This is a genomic window from Vibrio tritonius, from assembly GCF_001547935.1.
Classification (GTDB): domain Bacteria; phylum Pseudomonadota; class Gammaproteobacteria; order Enterobacterales; family Vibrionaceae; genus Vibrio; species Vibrio tritonius.
Genome location: NZ_AP014635.1, coordinates 2,805,239 through 2,826,298 on the forward strand (window position 1 = coordinate 2,805,239; position 21,060 = coordinate 2,826,298).

Sequence of the window (21,060 nt, forward strand, 5' to 3'; positions counted from 1 at the left end):
ATGGCATTATTGATTAAATCAAAATGTACTAACTGCGACATGTGTGAGCCAGAGTGCCCTAATAATGCAATCTTCATGGGGGATGAGATTTATGAAATTGATCCTAACCTATGTACTGAGTGTAAAGGTCACTATGAAAAACCGACATGTCAGTCAGTTTGCCCGATCAATAACTGTATTATTACCGATCCAGACCATATTGAGACTGAAGAGCAACTTCTAGAAAAGTTTGTAATCATCCAAGGTCTTGCATAATAAAGACAAAAAGCCCAATCTCTTGATTGGGCTTTTTATTATTTCTTCGCTAATCCTTTCGACTGTAAATAGCCCAAAATAAACGGGCGTGACTCTTTGGAAAGATAAGCGGTAATCTCTTTTGACCACCCTGCTTGTTTTACATTACTACTGCGAGACAAATAGTAGTCATGCATTGTCTGATCATAACCATCAATCAATGCCTTATCTAATGAATGGTAACTATCCGTATGAACTACCACCTCCTGCGGCAAACGGGGTTTGTGCTCTGGATTCTGATCAGGATGACCTAGACACATACCAAATAAAACTGCTGTATGCGCAGGCAATTCAAGTAAGGCATCAACTTCTGCTGGATTATTTCTTAAACCACCAATGAACACACCACCAAGCCCCATAGACTCAGCGGCAACTAAGCAGTTTTGTGCCATTATTCCGGCATCTACCGCACCAACAAGAGTCAGCTCCATAAACTCTGGCTTCACGTTCTCATTCAACTCATAATGACGTTGGAAATCGATACAAAACACCAGAAACTCTGCGGCTGATTCTACATAAGCTTGATTTCCCGCTAACTGAGCAAGTTTCTTCCGTTTATCTTTATCCTTAATTCGGATAACAGATAATACCTGCATAAAGTGCGATGAAGAGCCAGACATCCCAGCTTGAATAATTGTGTTAAATTCCTGCTCTGTAATAGCTTCATCGGTAAATGCGCGAATGGAGCGGTGCCCCATTATTGTATTAATCACTAAATTCATAAACTTAGCCTCTACTTATCAATAGTGCTCAGCGTTATCGTAGTAGCCCTTTGGCTCTAAAGCAGTAAAAATAACAGCAACATCGATTTCTTCACCAACAATTGCTTTTACTTGCTGAGTTAAGATTTTTGCCACTTTATCCTGGATATCTTGACCCCGATCGAACCAAAGCACTTCCACGAATGGATAGGCAGGAGCAACTACACCATCGAAAAAGAAAGTTGTATAGATATATTCAAAGGTAAAATCTTCGCGTGGTGAGTCCATTAATGGCTGTAGCTCATCAATTAAAACCGTAGATAAAGCTTGAACTGTTTGCGGTTCAACCGCTCTGAAACGAAAATGTGGCATTGGTAAAATCCTTCTGTTTTACACGATGATAACAGTTAAGGAAACAGGCTGCGAATAATGAATAATTCAAGCAAGATGAATTTATTTGCCAAGATGAAAAATAAAAAAGGCGATCATTCAGCCTTGATCGCCTTTAACCAATCTTCTTTCCTTCACTCGATGACTGGTATGAGATTATCTGTAACGTCTAACTAACCACAGTGGACGTGATAACCTACCGAGATATACCGTGAATATCCCGATACAACAAACTCTATCACAGTAGACCACCCATTGAAATGATAATAATTATCATTTGATTTTTATTGGTAAAATATCACATCTAGAACTTCATCGAGTACCCTAATTCTAACTTGGCCAATGCCAAACCGGAGTATCAAACATCTCTTGGCCAAATATGTAAGTTTCCCCAAGCTCTTTTTCTAGACGAATCGCATTACATTCTGGGTATTCTTCCAGAGCCCAAACGAGTTCTTGTGCATGTGACACCACCCAAACTTGGGTTTCATTAGCCGCTTTTGTAATTAAGCGACCTAGTGCAGGAAGCAAATCGGGATGCAAACTTGTTTCTGGCTCGTTTAACACCAGTAAAGATGGCGGACGAGGAGACAGTAAAGCGGCCACAAGTAACAAATAGCGCAATGTTCCGTCCGATAGCTCAGCGAGCGACAGTGGACGTAGTAGACCATGTTGATTGAATTCGAGGGAAAAACGTGACTCATAAACTTTAGTAAATGAAATAGTTGCCCCTGGGAATGCATCGCTAATCGCACTCTGCATACCTTCTCTATCCCCTATTTCATGGATCGTACGTAAAGCCGCTACCAGATCATGCCCATCGTGGCTTAAAATGAGTGTACGAGTACTGATTTGCGGCTGGCGAATAGGAGAGTCACGATCCGTACGAAAGGAATCATAAAAACGCCAACTATCAATCTGTTTCTTGACAGCAAACACCTCTGGAGCTGCCATAGGATCCGCAAGTTCAGATAAGAGACTGTCAAATGTCGCTAAATGTTGAGCATGAACCTGCCAACTACTCCCTTGCCTAACCTTAGCTACTGGACCAATACGATCCACTAAACAGCTAGCAGGTCGATAGTAATCTCCTACCCAGATACATTCTCGACGAACCACAGGATCAGCGGTAAACATTGTTGGATCGCTCCCTCCACCAATAGGGGGAGGCGGAAGGCCCAAAGAAATACAAAAGCCAAAATCATCACTGGAAAATCCAAGGTCAATACGAGTCAATGCCTTTTCATGCTTGCCTTGAACGTCACTTTTACCAGCTAATTCCGCTTTGGTAAAACTGGTGGGGCCAGCCCAAAATGCAGAGAGAATACCACCATCATGAGCTATAGAAGAAGATACATTTCCTTTAGCCACTTCAGATAACAGCCGCAGTGATTTATAGAGGTTTGACTTACCACTACCATTCGGACCAGTCACAACATTAAGCCGACTCAATGGAATAATTATTTTCTTAAGTGAGCGGTAATTACTGACAGAAAATGATTTGAGCATACTAACCAACAGAATTTAGTTTTTATGATCCGATTATTATAAAGACAGTCTCATTAAAAGAACAATTATGATGTTGGTGATGGCAGAATAAATTAGCTAACCGATGTTTTGCTAATTCTGAAAATATTATTGATATCTATGTGACTGGGATGGTTTTTCTAAGCCAAAAAATAAAAAACCTTAACATTTCTGCTAAGGCTTTAAATTATGGCAGGGGTCGACTGGGTCGGCACTCCGGAGATTCGAACGGACTGGCATTCCTGCTCACTACACTGACTTTTATAAACCATAAAATAAAAAGCCTTAGCATTTCTGCTAAGGCTTTAAATTATGGCAGGGGTGGAGAGATTCGAACTCCCAACACGCGGATTTGGAATCCGCTGCTCTGCCAATTGGAGCTACACCCCTAAAATAAGTGGCGGAACGGACGGGATTCGAACCCGCGACCCCCGGCGTGACAGGCCGGTATTCTAACCAGCTGAACTACCGCTCCGCTATGTTCAGATTAACAAGACTTGCATCTCGCTAACGGAAATTAAAGCCTGGCGATGTCCTACTCTCACATGGGGAAGCCCCACACTACCATCGGCGCTAATTCGTTTCACTTCTGAGTTCGGCATGGAATCAGGTGGGTCCAAATCGCTATGGTCGCCAAGCAAATTCTTTAATTCGGAAAGCTGTTTTTATAAAGTCTCAACACAATTCAAGTGTCTTAATCGAGTCCTACAAAACCCTTTTGGTGTTGTATGGTTAAGTCTCACGGGCAATTAGTACAGGTTAGCTCAACGCCTCACAACGCTTACACACCCTGCCTATCAACGTTCTAGTCTCGAACAACCCTTTAGGACGCTTATAGCGCCAGGGAGAACTCATCTCAAGGCTCGCTTCCCGCTTAGATGCTTTCAGCGGTTATCGATTCCGAACTTAGCTACCGGGCAATGCGTCTGGCGACACAACCCGAACACCAGAGGTTCGTCCACTCCGGTCCTCTCGTACTAGGAGCAGCCCCTTTCAATTCTCCAACGCCCACGGCAGATAGGGACCGAACTGTCTCACGACGTTCTAAACCCAGCTCGCGTACCACTTTAAATGGCGAACAGCCATACCCTTGGGACCGACTTCAGCCCCAGGATGTGATGAGCCGACATCGAGGTGCCAAACACCGCCGTCGATATGAACTCTTGGGCGGTATCAGCCTGTTATCCCCGGAGTACCTTTTATCCGTTGAGCGATGGCCCTTCCATTCAGAACCACCGGATCACTATGACCTGCTTTCGCACCTGCTCGAACCGTCATTCTCGCAGTTAAGCGGGCTTATGCCATTGCACTAACCTCACGATGTCCAACCGTGATTAGCCCACCTTCGTGCTCCTCCGTTACTCTTTGGGAGGAGACCGCCCCAGTCAAACTACCCACCAGGCACTGTCCTTATCCCGGATAACGGGACCAAGTTAGAACATCAAACATACAAGGGTGGTATTTCAAGGATGGCTCCACAAATACTGGCGTACTTGCTTCATAGCCTCCCACCTATCCTACACATGTAGGCTCAATGTTCAGTGCCAAGCTGTAGTAAAGGTTCACGGGGTCTTTCCGTCTAGCCGCGGGTACACTGCATCTTCACAGCGATTTCAATTTCACTGAGTCTCGGGTGGAGACAGCGTGGCCATCATTACGCCATTCGTGCAGGTCGGAACTTACCCGACAAGGAATTTCGCTACCTTAGGACCGTTATAGTTACGGCCGCCGTTTACCGGGGCTTCGATCAAGAGCTTCGACCTAAGTCTAACCCCATCAATTAACCTTCCGGCACCGGGCAGGCGTCACACCGTATACGTCATCTTACGATTTTGCACAGTGCTGTGTTTTTAATAAACAGTTGCAGCCACCTGGTATCTGCGACTCTCAATAGCTCCATCCGCAAGGGACTTCACCGTCGAGAGCGTACCTTCTCCCGAAGTTACGGTACCATTTTGCCTAGTTCCTTCACCCGAGTTCTCTCAAGCGCCTTGGTATTCTCTACCCGACCACCTGTGTCGGTTTGGGGTACGATTCCTTACAATCTGAAGCTTAGAGGCTTTTCCTGGAAGCATGGCATCAATGACTTCACATCCTTAGATGCTCGACATCGTGTCTCGGCCTTAAGAGTATCCGGATTTGCCTAAATACTCAGCCTACGCACTTGAACCTGGACGACCGTCGCCAGGCCCACCTAGCCTTCTCCGTCCCCCCATCGCAATTGTAAGAAGTACGGGAATATTAACCCGTTTCCCATCGACTACGCTTTTCAGCCTCGCCTTAGGGGTCGACTTACCCTGCCCCGATTAACGTTGGACAGGAACCCTTGGTCTTCCGGCGTGGAGGTTTTTCACCCCCATTATCGTTACTCATGTCAGCATTCGCACTTCTGATACCTCCAGCATGCTTTACAACACACCTTCAACGGCTTACAGAACGCTCCCCTACCCAATACGATAAATCGCATTGCCGCAGCTTCGGTTTATAGCTTAGCCCCGTTACATCTTCCGCGCAGGCCGACTCGACTAGTGAGCTATTACGCTTTCTTTAAATGATGGCTGCTTCTAAGCCAACATCCTAGCTGTCTAAGCCTTCCCACATCGTTTCCCACTTAGCTATAATTTGGGACCTTAGCTGGCGGTCTGGGTTGTTTCCCTCTCCACGACGGACGTTAGCACCCGCCGTGTGTCTCCCGGATAGTACTTACTGGTATTCGGAGTTTGCAAAGGGTTGGTAAGTCGGGATGACCCCCTAGCCTTAACAGTGCTCTACCCCCAGTAGTATTCGTCCGAGGCGCTACCTAAATAGCTTTCGGGGAGAACCAGCTATCTCCGAGTTTGATTGGCCTTTCACCCCTAGCCACAAGTCATCCGCTAATTTTTCAACATTAGTCGGTTCGGTCCTCCAGTTGATGTTACTCAACCTTCAACCTGCCCATGGCTAGATCACTCGGTTTCGGGTCTATATCCAGAGACTGAACGCCCAGTTAAGACTCGGTTTCCCTACGGCTCCCCTAATTGGTTAACCTTGCCACTGAATATAAGTCGCTGACCCATTATACAAAAGGTACGCAGTCACCCCACAAGGAGGCTCCTACTGCTTGTACGTACACGGTTTCAGGTTCTATTTCACTCCCCTCACAGGGGTTCTTTTCGCCTTTCCCTCACGGTACTGGTTCACTATCGGTCAGTCAGGAGTATTTAGCCTTGGAGGATGGTCCCCCCATGTTCAGACAGGATATCACGTGTCCCGCCTTACTCGATTTCACTGAATATACGCTAACGGCTACGGGGCTATCACCCTGTATCGCGGTCCTTTCCAGAACCTTCGCCTGACGCATAGAAAGCTTAAGGGCTAATCCAATTTCGCTCGCCGCTACTTTCGGAATCTCGGTTGATTTCTTTTCCTCGGGGTACTTAGATGTTTCAGTTCTCCCGGTTCGCTTCATTAACCTATGTATTCAGTTAATGATAACTGCTTATGCAGTTGGGTTTCCCCATTCGGAAATCGTAGACTCAAGTGGCTCTTACTGCCTCATCTACGCTTATCGCAAGTTAGTACGTCCTTCATCGCCTCTGACTGCCAAGGCATCCACCGTGTACGCTTAATCACTTAACCATACAACCCAAAAGAGTCTTATGCTTGGTCTTTTGCTCCCAGACTGTCTTGCTGTTCGTTTTTGCTTGGTCATGTAGCGAGCTACACTCCCTGCGACAAAAACTCTCAGCGCCTTGTCTGAAACCAAAATCCACAGCGCATAATCATCAGGTTGTAACCGTAATTAAGGTTTTGTCTGCATTTTTATACATGTTGCAGACTCGATATTGCCGGACTCAATTTTCCTCTTATCTCTGCTTTGAAAAAGCAGAAACAAAAGGTTTACTTAAAAAGTAAATCCAAGAACACTTGAATGTGTTTTTGTTTGTCTTCATAAAGAAGACAATTGAGAACTTTACAAACAATCTTCTATTTCATTGAAATAAAACATTGTTTTGTCAGCTTTCCAAATTGTTAAAGAGCAAAGATTTCTTTCGAAACCATTTTTAAGAACACTTACGCAAATGCGCTTAAAGATGGTGGAGCTATGCGGGATCGAACCGCAGACCTCCTGCATGCCATGCAGGCGCTCTCCCAGCTGAGCTATAACCCCAATCCTTTGCATGTAATCAAGTTACATGGGCAAACTTCATGCTCTAACTATTAAACCGTATCAATCTGTGTGAACACTCATCGCAATAATCTTCGTATTAAGGAGGTGATCCAGCGCCAGGTTCCCCTAGCGCTACCTTGTTACGACTTCACCCCAGTCATGAACCACAAAGTGGCAAGCGTCCTCCCGAAGGTTAAACTACCTGCTTCTTTTGCAGCCCACTCCCATGGTGTGACGGGCGGTGTGTACAAGGCCCGGGAACGTATTCACCGTGGCATTCTGATCCACGATTACTAGCGATTCCGACTTCATGGAGTCGAGTTGCAGACTCCAATCCGGACTACGACGCACTTTTTGGGATTCGCTCACTTTTGCAAGTTGGCCGCCCTCTGTATGCGCCATTGTAGCACGTGTGTAGCCCTACTCGTAAGGGCCATGATGACTTGACGTCGTCCCCACCTTCCTCCGGTTTATCACCGGCAGTCTCCCTGGAGTTCCCGACATTACTCGCTGGCAAACAAGGATAAGGGTTGCGCTCGTTGCGGGACTTAACCCAACATTTCACAACACGAGCTGACGACAGCCATGCAGCACCTGTCTCAGAGTTCCCGAAGGCACCAAAGCATCTCTGCTAAGTTCTCTGGATGTCAAGAGTAGGTAAGGTTCTTCGCGTTGCATCGAATTAAACCACATGCTCCACCGCTTGTGCGGGCCCCCGTCAATTCATTTGAGTTTTAATCTTGCGACCGTACTCCCCAGGCGGTCTACTTAACGCGTTAGCTCCGAAAGCCACGGCTCAAGGCCACAACCTCCAAGTAGACATCGTTTACGGCGTGGACTACCAGGGTATCTAATCCTGTTTGCTCCCCACGCTTTCGCATCTGAGTGTCAGTATCTGTCCAGGGGGCCGCCTTCGCCACCGGTATTCCTTCAGATCTCTACGCATTTCACCGCTACACCTGAAATTCTACCCCCCTCTACAGTACTCTAGCCTGCCAGTTTCAAATGCTATTCCGAGGTTAAGCCCCGGGCTTTCACATCTGACTTAACAGACCACCTGCATGCGCTTTACGCCCAGTAATTCCGATTAACGCTCGCACCCTCCGTATTACCGCGGCTGCTGGCACGGAGTTAGCCGGTGCTTCTTCTGCAGCTAACGTCAAACGAATGCGCTATTAACACATCCGCCTTCCTCACTGCTGAAAGTACTTTACAACCCGAAGGCCTTCTTCATACACGCGGCATGGCTGCATCAGGCTTGCGCCCATTGTGCAATATTCCCCACTGCTGCCTCCCGTAGGAGTCTGGACCGTGTCTCAGTTCCAGTGTGGCTGATCATCCTCTCAGACCAGCTAGGGATCGTCGCCTTGGTGAGCCCTTACCTCACCAACTAGCTAATCCCACCTGGGCATATCCTGACGCGAGAGGCCCGAAGGTCCCCCTCTTTAAGCCAAAGCTATTATGCGGTATTAGCCATCGTTTCCAATGGTTATCCCCCACATCAGGGCAATTTCCCAGGCATTACTCACCCGTCCGCCGCTCGCCGCCCATAATCGCCCCCGAAGGTTTGTTTATGTCGCTGCCGCTCGACTTGCATGTGTTAGGCCTGCCGCCAGCGTTCAATCTGAGCCATGATCAAACTCTTCAATTAAAAGTTTTTTCGGCTCAATGAATACTGAATACATTACTAAGTAATGTTGAATTGACTGTGCCGATAATAAATTATCGATTGGTCACTCAGTTCATTGAAACCATTTTGCTTCCTAAGAAGCTATGATTATCATCAACGAGTGCCCACACAGATTGATAGGTTTAAATTGTTAAAGAGCTTTGCTTTTCGATTTCATCTCAAAGCGGACGGACATTTTAGCGATTACCTTTCGTTAGTCAACCACTTTTTTCATTTAATTTCTTAAACTTAATTGTCCTGTTGATTCCGAGTAAAACTGATTACTGCGTGACAACGGAAGCGAATTATAGGCGCTTTTCTTAATGACGCAAGAGAGAAACTTATAAAATATCGACTTTCGCGTTCTAATGCTCAAAACTTCCCCAAAGCGAACAAGTTTAATGCAAAAATATGAAAGAAAAAGGAGAGCTCACTAGCTCTCCTTTTCACTTTATGTAACTTTTACTGATGCTCGGTTATTGGTAAGCATCAATATTGCCATCTTTTACGCTAATGTGAATCGATCGTCCTGGTATAAATTTCCCTGCCAGAATAGCCTTCGCTAATGGATTCTCGACATTTTGCTGGATCGCACGTTTCAATGGTCGAGCACCATACACAGGGTCAAAGCCGACATCAGCAATCAAGGCTAGAGCTTCATCGTTAATTTTTAATTCATAGTCTCTATCTAATAGACGCTTGTGCAAACGTTCCAATTGGATAGAAGCAATAGAACGAATATGCTCTTGACCCAACGGATGGAAAACCACCGTTTCATCAACACGGTTGAGAAATTCAGGGCGGAAATGCTGATTAACCACCTCCATAACTTGATTTTTGATTCCTTGGTAATCAAGTTGAGCGAAGTTTTCTTGAATTCGTTCAGAGCCTAAGTTGGATGTCATGATCACAACGGTGTTTCTAAAATCAACCGTACGACCTTGTCCATCAGTTAACCTGCCATCATCAAGCACTTGAAGTAAGATGTTAAACACATCAGGATGCGCTTTCTCTACTTCATCTAGCAAGATAACTGAGTAAGGTTTACGACGAACAGCTTCCGTTAAATAACCGCCTTCTTCATAACCTACATAACCTGGAGGCGCTCCGACTAAACGAGCCACAGAGTGTTTTTCCATAAACTCGGACATATCGATACGCACCATGGCATCTTCACTATCAAACATAAAGTTTGCCAGTGTCTTACACAATTCCGTTTTACCAACACCAGTTGGACCTAAGAATAGGAACGAGCCTATTGGTCTATTTGGATCAGATAAACCAGCGCGACTACGACGAATCGCGTTTGCAACCACTTCTACTGCTTCAACCTGACCAATCACACGCTCATGCAATACTTCTTCCATGCGCAACAGTTTTTCTTTTTCCGCTTCCAACATTTTAGAAACGGGAATACCCGTCTGCTTAGACAGTACTTCTGCGATTTCGGCGTCAGTGACTTTATTACGTAATAAGGTCATCTCTTGCATTTCTGCTTGGGCGGCAAGGTCGAGCTGTTTTTCTAATTCAGGAATACGACCATATTGCAATTCAGACATACGGCTTAAATCACCAGCACGACGAGCTACTTCCATATCCAGTCTAGCTTGTTCTAGCTCAGATTTAATATGCTGAGTACCAGATAATGCTGCTTTTTCGGTTTTCCACACTTCTTCCAGCTCGGCGTAATCACGTTCTTTTTCTTGCAACTCTTCATTAAGAATTTTTAAACGTTTTTCACTCGCATCATCATGTTCATTTGATAGAGCCTGTTGTTCAATTTTTAATTGGATGATTTTGCGTTCCAATTTATCCAACGCTTCTGGCTTTGAATCTATCTGCATACGAATACTGGATGCAGCTTCATCTATCAAATCGATCGCTTTGTCGGGTAGCTGACGATCAGAAACGTAACGGTGGGACAACGTCGCTGCCGCTACAATTGCGGGATCGGTAATTTCAACATGATGGTGTAGTTCATAACGCTCTTTCAGGCCACGTAAAATGGCCACTGTATCTTCTACACTCGGTTCATCCACCAGCACTTTTTGGAAACGACGTTCAAGTGCTGGATCTTTCTCTATATATTGACGGTATTCATCGAGTGTGGTCGCACCGACACAATGCAACTCACCGCGAGCTAATGCTGGTTTTAGCATATTACCCGCATCCATAGAGCCTTCGCCTTTTCCAGCACCGACCATAGTATGCAGCTCATCGATAAATAGGATGACGTTGCCTTCTTCTTTAGATAACTCGTTTAATACCGATTTCAAACGTTCTTCAAATTCACCACGATATTTAGCGCCAGCAACTAATGCGCCCATATCGAGAGCAAGCACACGTCGGCCACGTAAACCTTCCGGTACTTCGTTATTAATAATACGTTCCGCCAAACCTTCAACGATTGCAGTTTTACCTACACCCGGTTCACCGATAATCACTGGGTTGTTTTTAGTACGACGTTGCAGAACTTGAATAATACGACGAATTTCGTCATCACGACCAATCACAGGATCAAGCTTACCTTGTTCTGCACGTTCAGTAAGATCGACAGTATATTTTTCTAGTGCTTGCCTTAACTCTTCTGCATTTGGGTCGTTAACTGTTTGACCGCCACGAATTTTTTCTATCGCGTCATTCACTTTTTTCTCGGTCAAACCTAGCTCTTTAAGCAATTGACCTAAAGGCCCTTTATCTTGCAGTGCTGCTAAAAGAAAAATCTCAGAAGAGATATAAGCATCTTTGCGCTTTTGCGCGACTTTATCGCAAGCGTTAAACAAAGTGCCTAGATTATTTGAAAGCTGAACATCACCGCCGATACCACTTACTTTAGGTAAACGATCAAGCATCTCACCGAGTTTAGACCGTAGTTGCATTGCATCAACGTCGAGCATAGTGAGTAGTGGTCGAATTGGACTGCCATTTTGGTCCATTAATGCAACCATCAGATGAACAGGTTCAATGTATTGATGATCACGCCCAAGCGCGAGCGACTGGGCGTCGGAAATGGCTATTTGAAATTTGCTTGTGAATCTATCAAGACGCATAACAACCTTCCTAACCTCAAATAAGTTAAATTGATTACGTTAAGAAAATGGTCACGCATAAAGTGAATTTCAAGGGGAATAGGTTAGTTTATTTGTAGAATTTGAATCACTAGTCAATCCAAATAAACGAGGCCTGCCGACCAGTAATGCCATCTCTGCGATAAGAATAGAAACGCTCTGAATCGTTAAAAGTGCAAAGGTTCGATGAATATACTTGAGTAACCCCCAACTCGTTTAAGCGAATTCGTGTAATTAAGTCCATATCGGCGAACCACTTGCCTGTCACGCCTTTACGAGGAACAAAGGCCCGTTCGGTTGCGCTATGCATCGACACAAAAGCACTTAACACGTCTTCACCAACTTCAAATGCGCTCGGTCCAATCGCAGGGCCTAACCAAATAAGGGGGTCACCACTCATTTTTTGCAACGCATTTTCGATAATCCCGCAGGCCAATCCGCGCCACCCTGCATGAACTGCAGCAACTTGAGTGCCTGCCGAATTGGTAATCAACACAGGCAGACAATCAGCAGTCATTACTGAGCAAACCACCTGAGGTGTAGACGTCACAACCCCATCAGCATCAATAATCACTGATGTTGGTTCTTCACACACGGCAACCACGTTTGAGTGTGTTTGATTCAACCACACAGGCAAACTTGGCATACCGACCTCTTGGGCCAAGATATTACGATTACGCTCGACAGTAACCGAATCATCCCCAACATGCATACCCAGATTAAGTCCTTGATAAGGTTCTTGGGAAAAGCCACCTAGTCGGGTTGATGCTATGGCTTTCACTTGCTTGGGTGCTGGCCAGTTAGGGATGATAGGGTTCATGTTTAGTACTCTTCGATTGGATTAGCTAATGCATCTTGGCGTAGTGCTTCAGCCATTTCTACCATGTCATCAGGTACTGGTGCGTGAAATTCCAGTGGTACATCCGTAATTGGATGATCAAATTTCAACATTACTGCGTGCAGTGCTTGACGATCAAACCCACGAATCATATCGGTTAGTTCTGCTGATGCACCTTTAGGGATACGCGCACGACCGCCATATGCACTATCGCCTAGCAATGGATGCTGAAGGTAAGACATATGTACACGAATTTGGTGTGTACGACCCGTTTCAAGGCGTAAGCGAATACGAGTGTGTTCACGAAAATGCTCTGCCACACGATAGTGAGTCACCGCATGACGACCAGTTGGACTAACCGACATAAGCGTACGCTTGGTTGAGTGACGACCGATCGGTTTATCGATCAAGCCACCAGCTGTCATACGACCAATTGCAATCGCTTCGTATTCACGAGTGATATTGCGTTTTTGCAGTTCACGAACCAACTTAGTTTGAGCTGGTACCGTTTTAGCAACCACCATCAAACCCGTCGTATCTTTATCGAGACGGTGCACGATACCTGCACGAGGTACTTCTGCAATAGCTGGATAATGAAACAGCAACGCGTTTAACACGGTGCCATCAGGTGTTCCCGCGCCTGGGTGAACAACAAAATCGCGTGGTTTATTAATCACGATAATGTCATCATCTTCATAGACGATATTCAACGGTATATCTTGTGCTTCCCAGCGTTCTTCATCTTCCAATTCTGCAAGAACAGTGATCACTTCCCCACCGAACACCTTGGTTCTTGGTTTAGTAATCACATCACCGTTAAGAGAGATTTTTCCTTCCAACAACCATTCTTTCAAACGAGAACGGGAAAAATCACTAAATAATTCAGCCACAGCTTGGTCAAGACGTTGACCAAGTTGACTTTCTTTGACTGTTTGAGTTAATTCAATCTGCTGAGCCATATCGAACTTTTTTAAAAACCGTGGGACTAATGCCACTAGTATGGATAATATATGACGCCATTGTATCTGTTACTGAATAGAAAGTAACGTCACGTTTTACGGAGCGCACTTAGCTCTACTGTTTAAGAAGCACTAATTTCAAGGAAGTTTCTCCTGATATGAAATATAAGACTATTACCAGCCTACTCGCGATAACCCTTCTAGCTGGCTGCTCTAGCAGCAAAAAAGTGGTTCCTGACGTTCCACCTTCCCAACTGTATTCGGAGTCTCAAGAGTCATTACAATCAGGAAGCTGGCAAACTGCGATCGAAAAATTGGAAGCTCTCGATTCTCGCTACCCATTCGGTGCTTACTCTGAACAAGTTCAGCTAAACCTTATCTATGCATACTATAAGAGCGATGACTTAGCGATGGCACTAGCGTCTATCGAACGCTTTATTCGCTTAAACCCTACCCATCCTAAAATGGACTGGGTGCTGTATATGCGTGGATTAACATATATGGCTCAAGATACCAATTTTATGCAGAGCCTATTTAATGTTGACCGTAGCGATCGCGATCCAGAGCCAGCAAAATCAGCCTTTGCCGATTTTAAAAAGCTGCTTGAACGTTATCCAAATAGCCAATATGCAGCCGATGCGCAAAAACGCATGTATTCACTAAAAAATCGCTTAGCAGACTACGACCTTGCTACCGCCGATTTTTACTTAAGAAGAAAAGCTTGGATTGCAGCGATCAACCGAGCGCAGGAGATTCAGAAAACTTATCCTGATACAGAAGCTGCGAGAAAATCGCTTTCTATCGAATTAGACGCCTACAAAAAACTGGGATTGACAGAATCAGCTCAACGCACAGAGCAGTTGATGAAGTTAAATCCTCTGCCATAGTCGCTAACGTTGAACATAATTCAAGACGAGACCACTTCAGCGAAGTGGTCTCGTCTTATTCATGCAATACAGAAAAGAAATGCTCCCTAATAAATAGTGATGTAAATCACGTTTTATTAGGGAGCATTTTTTGCACTACCTTATTTTCAGCACGAAAAAAATCCCTAAAAACGTTAGGATTTTTAGTTTCCACTCTCTCCACTGTAACCCGTAATTTACGAATCTCAAGCTTTTTTTGATCTTTTTAATCACACTCCTTGCGGGAGATCACGTTCAGATTCACCGCTTAAAAACCCACGCCACAAAGTGATCTAGATCACATCACATTCCTATCCAATCATGCAATCTGAACTTACCCAATGAGGGATATAACAGAGGAAAGGCACTATGCAATTGAACATTACTGGTAAAAATATCGACGTTACCTCTGCCATCCGTAATCACATTGAGAGCAAATTTAAAAAGCTAGAAAAATGGCAAGTGGACATTATTAGCTGCCAAGCAAGTTTCAGCGAAGAGCCCAACAAGCAGAAAAAATTTGACGCCAGTGTGAGTATTCCAAAAGGACAACTAAACGCTTCTGCAACCAATGAAGACCTTTATCTAGCGATTAACGAGGTAGAACAAAAGCTAGAACGTCAGTTGAATAAACTGCGCCATAAACCAGAAGCAAGACGAGCAGCAACACCCGCTCCCGACATTCTTGAATAAACGATTTCGTAATAGCGCCGTAAGGCGCTATTTTTTTGCTTGACGCCTTACCAAGCCTTGCTTATTGTGAAGACTCTATAGTGAGCATGTAGATAAAAACTATGACCCCATTCCCGTTCTTTTTTGACTTCTTTTTTCTCCAATAATGATTGGAGGCTTGCTCGTTGGCATAAAGAAGTCAAAAACGAACAGAAAGCCTCCTTCGGGAGGCTTTTTTCATATAAGGATAATGTGTTATGACAGACAACTCTCTTTCTCTTGACGAGATTAGACTGCGCTTAAATGAACTGGATGATCAACTTCTTGCTCTGTTATCAGAGCGACGTAAACTCAGTATCGAAGTAGCTAAAAGTAAAGTAAAAACCGCAAAACCAGTGCGCGATGCTAAACGCGAGCAGCAGCTTTTAGTCAAGCTGATCAACTCTGGTAAAGAAAAGTACGAGTTAGACGCTCAATACATCACAAAACTTTTTCATACCATCATTGAAGACTCAGTACTCCTACAACAATCGTATCTTCAAGAACTGGCTAATCCACAGTATTCAAAACCTTTAGCGCGTGTTGCATTCCTTGGTTCAAAAGGTTCCTACTCCCATCTAGCAACTCGCGAATATTTCAGTCGTAAACACTCAGAATTGATTGAAATTAACTGCCAGCACTTTCGCGACATTACAGAAACAGTGGAAACAGGCCATGCCGACTATGGGGTATTACCGATAGAAAACACCAGTTCCGGCTCAATCAACGAAGTGTATGACATACTGCAACATACCACCTTGTACATCGTCGGTGAGATCACCCAACCTATCGAACACAGCTTATTGGCAACTTCAGATGTAAAACTAGAAGATATAAAGGTTTTATATTCCCATCCACAGCCACATCAACAATGCAGTGAATTCTTACGGCACTTAAAAGACGTTCAATTAGAATCGTGTGTTAGTACTGCCGATGCAATGAAAAAAGTGCTCGAGATGAACCGACCAGATGTGGCAGCTATCGGTAGCGCAGCAAGTGGCAAATTATATGGGTTACAATCCATTAAATCTCATATTGCTAACCAAACAGAAAATTATACTCGTTTTATTGTTGTGGCTCGTAAACCAATCGATGTTTCATTGCAAATACCAGCGAAAACAACCTTAATTATGTCAACAGCGCAAGAAGCCGGTTCACTCGTTTCTTCTTTATTAGTACTGCAACGTTACGGTATTAACATGACAAAATTGGAATCACGTCCAATTATGGGAAATCCGTGGGAAGAAATGTTTTATGTGGATTTACAAGCACACCTTGATTCACCAGAAATGCAACAAGCACTCAGTGAATTAACTAAATTAACAACGCATTTGAAAGTACTTGGTTCCTATCCTATTGAAAATGTAAAACCAACACAAATTAAACTGAGTTAATAGGATTTAATTGCAACATTGAACAAAAGAGCTGGCAGCATCATTTTGATTACTTTACAATCGAAGAAATCGATTTCAAAGTGGTATCAATGAGTTCGCTGTCAGCTTTTTACTGTCTCCGGTTTACGGCCCCATTCATTACCACCTCTATTTTCAGTGTTTCTAATCACAAGGTTTAACAACTTGTCATGAAAAAGAGTGTCATTATTTCCTTACTAGCGAGCATCACATTCGCTAAATTAGCCATTGCTACTGAACTCAACATTTATTTATGGGAAGATACGCTATCTAAGCGAGTAATAAATAAATGGAATGAAAGTCACGATATTAAACTTAACTTATATCATTTTGATAATGATGATGAACGAAGTTTATTAATGTTAAAAAGTTTACAGTTACCATTTGATATTGTTGTCTTAGATAATATTTCGGCACATTTATTTTCTCGACAGCACGTTTTTGAAGACCTTACTGATTTATCCAACCGTAAAAATAATTTACCACGCTGGAATCAAGCTTGTGGAACTGCAGCGATTCCTTATTTTTGGGGATCGGTGGGCATTGCCTATCGCAAGAGTAAAGTAGACCATGTTCCTGATTGGAGTGACATGGTTGATATCGCTCCATCTCAACGCGGTCATATCGGAATGATCCAAGATAGTGTCGAGACCTTACTACCAGCACTATACAGCTTTAACTACTCACCGATTACAGATAATGCACATGCATTAAAGCAAGCCTATGAGGCCATGCTTAAAGCAAATCCTAATATCCTCACTTATGAGTATCTACTGAGCTATGTGCGCAGTCACAAAAACAGTGATGACTTGCACATGGCGGTCGCCTACAGCGGCGATCAATATTCACTCAATCGCTATTTTAAGACAAATGACTGGGATTTTGTGACGCCGAGTGGAGAACCGTACTTATGGATTGACTGTATGGCAATAAACAGTAATTCTCATGTAAAAAAAGAGGCTAAGCAATTCTTAGAGTTTCTGATGGAACCTGAGATAGCCAAGTTGAATGCCCTCGACATAGAGGCGGCAACTCCAAATACAAAAGCAATTAAATTACTACCGAAGTCGTACGCTAATGATAAGTCGATCTTTCCCCCTGAGGCTTTACAGGGTGGCGGTCTTATCGACAGTGAACTCACTCCGGAAAATTTAAATGTCAGGGCTAAAATTATAAACAGTATTATTAACCAGCATGAAGTTAAACCATAGAATACTATTGCTTATCGCACCGGTAATCCTACTCAGTTCCGCGGCGTCAAGCTACATTATCTATAACAGTCAAAAAGATGCACTGATCAAGCGTACTGACAGCTATCTGCAACTTAATATGGAAAAACTGGCCAGCCACTTTCAACAAACGAAAGCGCTGGTCGGTAGCTATTCATTTACTCTGTCGAAGAGTGACATCATTCGCTACTATTTTTCTCATAAGCAGAATCCCTACCGAGAGCTAGAACTTGTCGACAATATGCATGAAACACTGCACATCTTGCAGCCAAGTGAGCAACAATTTGTCGCCCTATCTATTTTAGATGGAAATAAAAAGGTTCTTTATTACGCAGAGAACAGCAATGACCCATTTGCTCAAATCGATCCTACTGTTAAAAAGTACGTTGACCGTCGTTTTGAGAAAACACGTAGAACATCGGATGTAAGCTATACCACTAACGCCGCGGGGGAAGGCGTATTAGTGCGTTATGATGTACTTGATACCCAAACCCTTGAAACGCCTTTAAGCTACAACCGCAATCAGGTTTTCTTTGTTGTTGTTTATGTCAAACTCGACCAATTCAATGCACTACGCAAAAAGATGGAGTTTGACAACAAAACTCTGATTTATTTTTCGCACCAACTCCCGAAAAAACAGCATGAATTATTGCAAACAGCAGAACTGATGCCCGGCTATTATGCCATTCTCGATCCTGCGCCTATGATTCTAAAAAATCAGCTTAATGGCATTCAAAAAGACCTGCTCGTCTCTTTTTCAGTTTCGGCTTTTGTCACTGTATTGTTATTGTTGCTTCTACTTTACCGACACGTGATTAACCCAATCTTGCGCTTAGATACACAACTGCAAGAAGTAGAAAACAAAAAACGACGTAACATTGAAAAACTCAACACGAATGATGAAATAGGTCGTCTTTCAACCCGTTTCTACGCTATGTATACTGAGCTTGAAAGTACCTATCAACGTACTAAAGTTCTGGCAGAAAATGACCATCTAACAAAATTAGCCAATCGACATCAATTCCAAGTCCAGGCACAAAAAACATTAGCGGAACTGCCAGCCAAACATCAGGCATGGGTTCTGTATGTAGACCTAGACAATTTCAAATACGTCAACGACAAATATGGGCATCAAGTGGGTGACTCATTGCTGATTAGCTTCGCTACCCACATGCGTTTGCTATGTGATGAATTTAACCGTACTTACGGTGTATTCAGCATTGCCTCTCGTCTTTCTGGCGATGAATTTGCTATCTTGATTGGTGGACCGCAGCGCCTAAATGACTGCGCTTCAGAATTTTCCCAACGGCTATTGGATCCGATTCGCAATAACGATAACACCTCATTATCCAACTTTCCTATTACTGCCAGTGTTGGTATCGCAACCTTTATGGTCGATGGTGATCATATTGACAAATTATTGATACATGCCGATGCCGCAATGTACCAAGCAAAAAATTCCGGTAAAAACAAAATTGCATTTTATTCTCAAAAACTGGATGAAGAAGTCCAACGCCGTAATAGTATTGAACGTGCTTTACGAGCGGGAAATTTTAATGACGAGTTTTCACTGGCTTATCAACCTTACTTTTCTTGCTCCAACGGCAAAGTGGTTGGTGTCGAGGTGCTACTACGCTGGCACTCGGCTCTTCTTGGTGAAGTATCCCCTGTAGAATTTATTCCCGTAGCAGAACAAACAGGGTTATTTGGTATTTTAGATCAATGGGTTGTGCGAAACGCTTTCGCCAAGTTCAATCAATTAAAGAAACACTTGAATGGCAACTTTATCTTGTCTATTAATCTTTCTTCAGCGTCTCTAACCTCTTTAGATTTAGCTGGATTTATTATAAAACAGGCTAAAATCAACGATATAATGCCAAGCGAAGTGGAGTTTGAAGTAACCGAAACCTTTGCGTCAGATAGTGAGAATTACCCACTATTAAATGAGTTGAGTCAACTAGGCTTCGGCCTCACGATTGATGATTTTGGAGTGCATCACACCTCTCTATCTCAACTAATCCAATACCCGATCAAGAACATTAAATTCGGTCGTAAATTCTTGGAAACCTTATTTAGAGAGAAAAAACAAAGTGTTATCAAACCATTAATCGAACTTTGTCACTCTCAAGGAATGACTGTAACCGCACAGGGAATTGAAAATGGTCAAAGCCACCAATGGGTTGCTAGCTATGGTTGCGATTTTCTCCAAGGATATTATTATGCCCATCCCATGTCTTTTAATGACATTTTGCAATGGCAACCACTAATCCAAGAGAGCATTACTCATGAGCCGAGTTATCATTTCGTCACTCAATCCAGCTAAAATTAATGCGGTAAAGAGCGCATTTGAAGCCGTGTTTCCAGAACACCAATTTGAGTTTATCGGCGTGGCAGTAAGCAGTGATGTTCCCGATCAGCCTATTGGTGATGAAGAGACCCATTTAGGGGCAATCAACCGTATAAAAAATGCTAAAAAGCATACTCCTGGGGCGGATTATTATGTAGGCCTTGAAGCGGGTATTGCAGATAACCGCACTTTTGCATGGATGGTGATTGAAACAGAAAATCGTCGTGGAGAGTCTCGCTCAGCAAGTCTAGAACTACCGCCAGCGGTAATTGAACGCCTGTCACATCAACACGAATTAGGCGATGTAATGGATGAACTGTTTAGTACCAATAATATTAAACAGAAAGGTGGCGCAATTGGCTTGTTAACACAGTTTCAACTAACCCGAAGCAGTGTTTATCATCAAGCGCTTATTCTGGCTCTAGTACCGTTTATCAACCCTGAACACTACGTTGATAATATTTAAAAACTATATTTAAATAAATAGAACGCTAGCCTAGGCTAGCGTTCTACTATGACTTTAGAATCAAATTTGATAACTCTTGCTTCTCAGCATCGGTTCGAGATTTCAGCTCATTAGAGCCTCTGGTGATTGTTGCAATACCAACACCAAGCATTTGGCTTATCTGTCTTTGCGACAAATCCCCTTTCATCAATTCACCAAAGATATTAACGCGAGCGATAAGTGCCTCTCTCTCATCAGCGGTCATTAGCATGGTCAGTAACATTTCGTGTTGACCATCCTGAACTGCTCGAGTGATAAGATCCATCACCTGCTGCCACTCTTGATATTGTGGTTGCTCTGTCATAACTGTACTCATAATGCGATATATCGCACTATTGTAGATAACCCCTCAAAA

Annotated in this window: 14 protein-coding genes, 3 tRNA genes, 3 rRNA genes and 1 other annotated feature; of the genes, 7 read left to right on the forward strand and 13 right to left on the reverse strand. The window is 43.6% G+C overall.

Annotated elements, in window-relative coordinates; genetic code table 11:
* Positions 1–255, forward strand: coding sequence for a YfhL family 4Fe-4S dicluster ferredoxin (locus JCM16456_RS12395; protein WP_068714790.1), 255 nt, complete (start codon positions 1–3; stop codon positions 253–255).
* 38 nt (positions 256–293) lie between these two features.
* On the opposite strand, the gene nfsA is transcribed toward JCM16456_RS12395, so the two are convergent.
* From nfsA to rluD, 12 genes are all read right to left on the reverse strand, one after another.
* Complete coding sequence (nfsA, locus tag JCM16456_RS12400) at positions 294–1,016, reverse strand: oxygen-insensitive NADPH nitroreductase (RefSeq protein WP_068714791.1); 723 nt, start codon at positions 1,014–1,016, stop codon at positions 294–296.
* Between the two features lie 18 nt (positions 1,017–1,034).
* Positions 1,035–1,367, reverse strand: coding sequence for a DUF1904 domain-containing protein (locus JCM16456_RS12405; RefSeq protein WP_068714793.1), 333 nt, complete (start codon positions 1,365–1,367; stop codon positions 1,035–1,037).
* 348 nt (positions 1,368–1,715) lie between these two features.
* Positions 1,716–2,894 carry an AAA family ATPase gene (locus tag JCM16456_RS12410; protein WP_068714795.1) on the reverse strand — a complete coding sequence of 393 codons (1,179 nt, stop codon included), beginning with the start codon at positions 2,892–2,894 and terminating at the stop codon, positions 1,716–1,718.
* A gap of 331 nt (positions 2,895–3,225) precedes the next feature.
* Positions 3,226–3,302: transfer RNA gene (locus JCM16456_RS12415), tRNA-Trp, on the reverse strand.
* Positions 3,303–3,310: 8 nt separating this feature from the next.
* Positions 3,311–3,387, reverse strand: a tRNA-Asp gene (locus tag JCM16456_RS12420).
* A 47-nt stretch (positions 3,388–3,434) separates the two neighbouring features.
* Positions 3,435–3,550: ribosomal RNA gene (gene rrf, locus JCM16456_RS12425) — 5S ribosomal RNA — on the reverse strand.
* A gap of 90 nt (positions 3,551–3,640) precedes the next feature.
* Positions 3,641–6,530 (reverse strand): 23S ribosomal RNA (locus JCM16456_RS12430).
* 456 nt (positions 6,531–6,986) lie between these two features.
* A tRNA-Ala gene (locus JCM16456_RS12435) sits at positions 6,987–7,062 on the reverse strand.
* 98 nt (positions 7,063–7,160) lie between these two features.
* Positions 7,161–8,713: ribosomal RNA gene (locus tag JCM16456_RS12440) — 16S ribosomal RNA — on the reverse strand.
* The 16S, 23S and 5S rRNA genes sit together here with 3 tRNA genes alongside, the layout of an rRNA operon.
* A 494-nt stretch (positions 8,714–9,207) precedes the next feature.
* A complete protein-coding gene (gene clpB / locus JCM16456_RS12445) occupies positions 9,208–11,781 on the reverse strand; it encodes an ATP-dependent chaperone ClpB (protein ID WP_068714797.1) in 2,574 nt (857 codons plus the stop codon).
* A 109-nt stretch (positions 11,782–11,890) separates the two neighbouring features.
* The gene (pgeF, locus tag JCM16456_RS12450; protein WP_068714799.1) at positions 11,891–12,619 is read right to left on the reverse strand and encodes a peptidoglycan editing factor PgeF; all 729 of its coding nucleotides are present in this window, start codon (positions 12,617–12,619) and stop codon (positions 11,891–11,893) included.
* A gap of 2 nt (positions 12,620–12,621) precedes the next feature.
* Positions 12,622–13,596, reverse strand: a complete 975-nt coding sequence (rluD, locus tag JCM16456_RS12455) for a 23S rRNA pseudouridine(1911/1915/1917) synthase RluD (RefSeq protein ID WP_068714801.1) — start codon at positions 13,594–13,596, stop codon at positions 12,622–12,624.
* 158 nt (positions 13,597–13,754) lie between these two features.
* On the opposite strand from rluD, the gene bamD reads away from it, so the two are divergent.
* The 6 genes from bamD to yjjX all read left to right on the forward strand — a co-directional run bounded on the left by bamD (position 13,755) and on the right by yjjX (position 20,666).
* Complete coding sequence (gene bamD, locus JCM16456_RS12460) at positions 13,755–14,483, forward strand: outer membrane protein assembly factor BamD (RefSeq protein WP_068714803.1); 729 nt, start codon at positions 13,755–13,757, stop codon at positions 14,481–14,483.
* 387 nt (positions 14,484–14,870) lie between these two features.
* Positions 14,871–15,194 carry a ribosome hibernation-promoting factor, HPF/YfiA family gene (gene hpf / locus JCM16456_RS12465; protein WP_068714805.1) on the forward strand — a complete coding sequence of 108 codons (324 nt, stop codon included), beginning with the start codon at positions 14,871–14,873 and terminating at the stop codon, positions 15,192–15,194.
* Positions 15,195–15,294: 100 nt separating this feature from the next.
* Positions 15,295–15,414: a sequence feature (Phe leader region), on the forward strand.
* 16 nt (positions 15,415–15,430) lie between these two features.
* On the forward strand, positions 15,431–16,606 hold the full coding sequence (gene pheA / locus JCM16456_RS12470) for a prephenate dehydratase (protein ID WP_068714807.1): 1,176 nt from the start codon (positions 15,431–15,433) through the stop codon (positions 16,604–16,606).
* Positions 16,607–16,794: 188 nt separating this feature from the next.
* The gene (locus JCM16456_RS12475; RefSeq protein WP_068714810.1) at positions 16,795–17,835 is read left to right on the forward strand and encodes a polyamine ABC transporter substrate-binding protein; all 1,041 of its coding nucleotides are present in this window, start codon (positions 16,795–16,797) and stop codon (positions 17,833–17,835) included.
* The gene (locus JCM16456_RS12480) at positions 17,819–20,176 is read left to right on the forward strand and encodes a putative bifunctional diguanylate cyclase/phosphodiesterase (protein ID WP_068714812.1); all 2,358 of its coding nucleotides are present in this window, start codon (positions 17,819–17,821) and stop codon (positions 20,174–20,176) included. The genes JCM16456_RS12475 and JCM16456_RS12480 overlap by 17 nt, the downstream gene beginning before the upstream one ends.
* Positions 20,139–20,666, forward strand: a complete 528-nt coding sequence (gene yjjX / locus JCM16456_RS12485; protein WP_068714814.1) for an inosine/xanthosine triphosphatase — start codon at positions 20,139–20,141, stop codon at positions 20,664–20,666. Before JCM16456_RS12480 ends, yjjX begins: the two co-directional genes overlap by 38 nt.
* 46 nt (positions 20,667–20,712) lie before the next feature.
* Here the strand turns inward: yjjX and trpR are convergent, their stop codons facing one another.
* Positions 20,713–21,009, reverse strand: a complete 297-nt coding sequence (gene trpR, locus JCM16456_RS12490) for a trp operon repressor (RefSeq protein WP_068714816.1) — start codon at positions 21,007–21,009, stop codon at positions 20,713–20,715.
* Positions 21,010–21,060 lie beyond the last annotated feature (51 nt).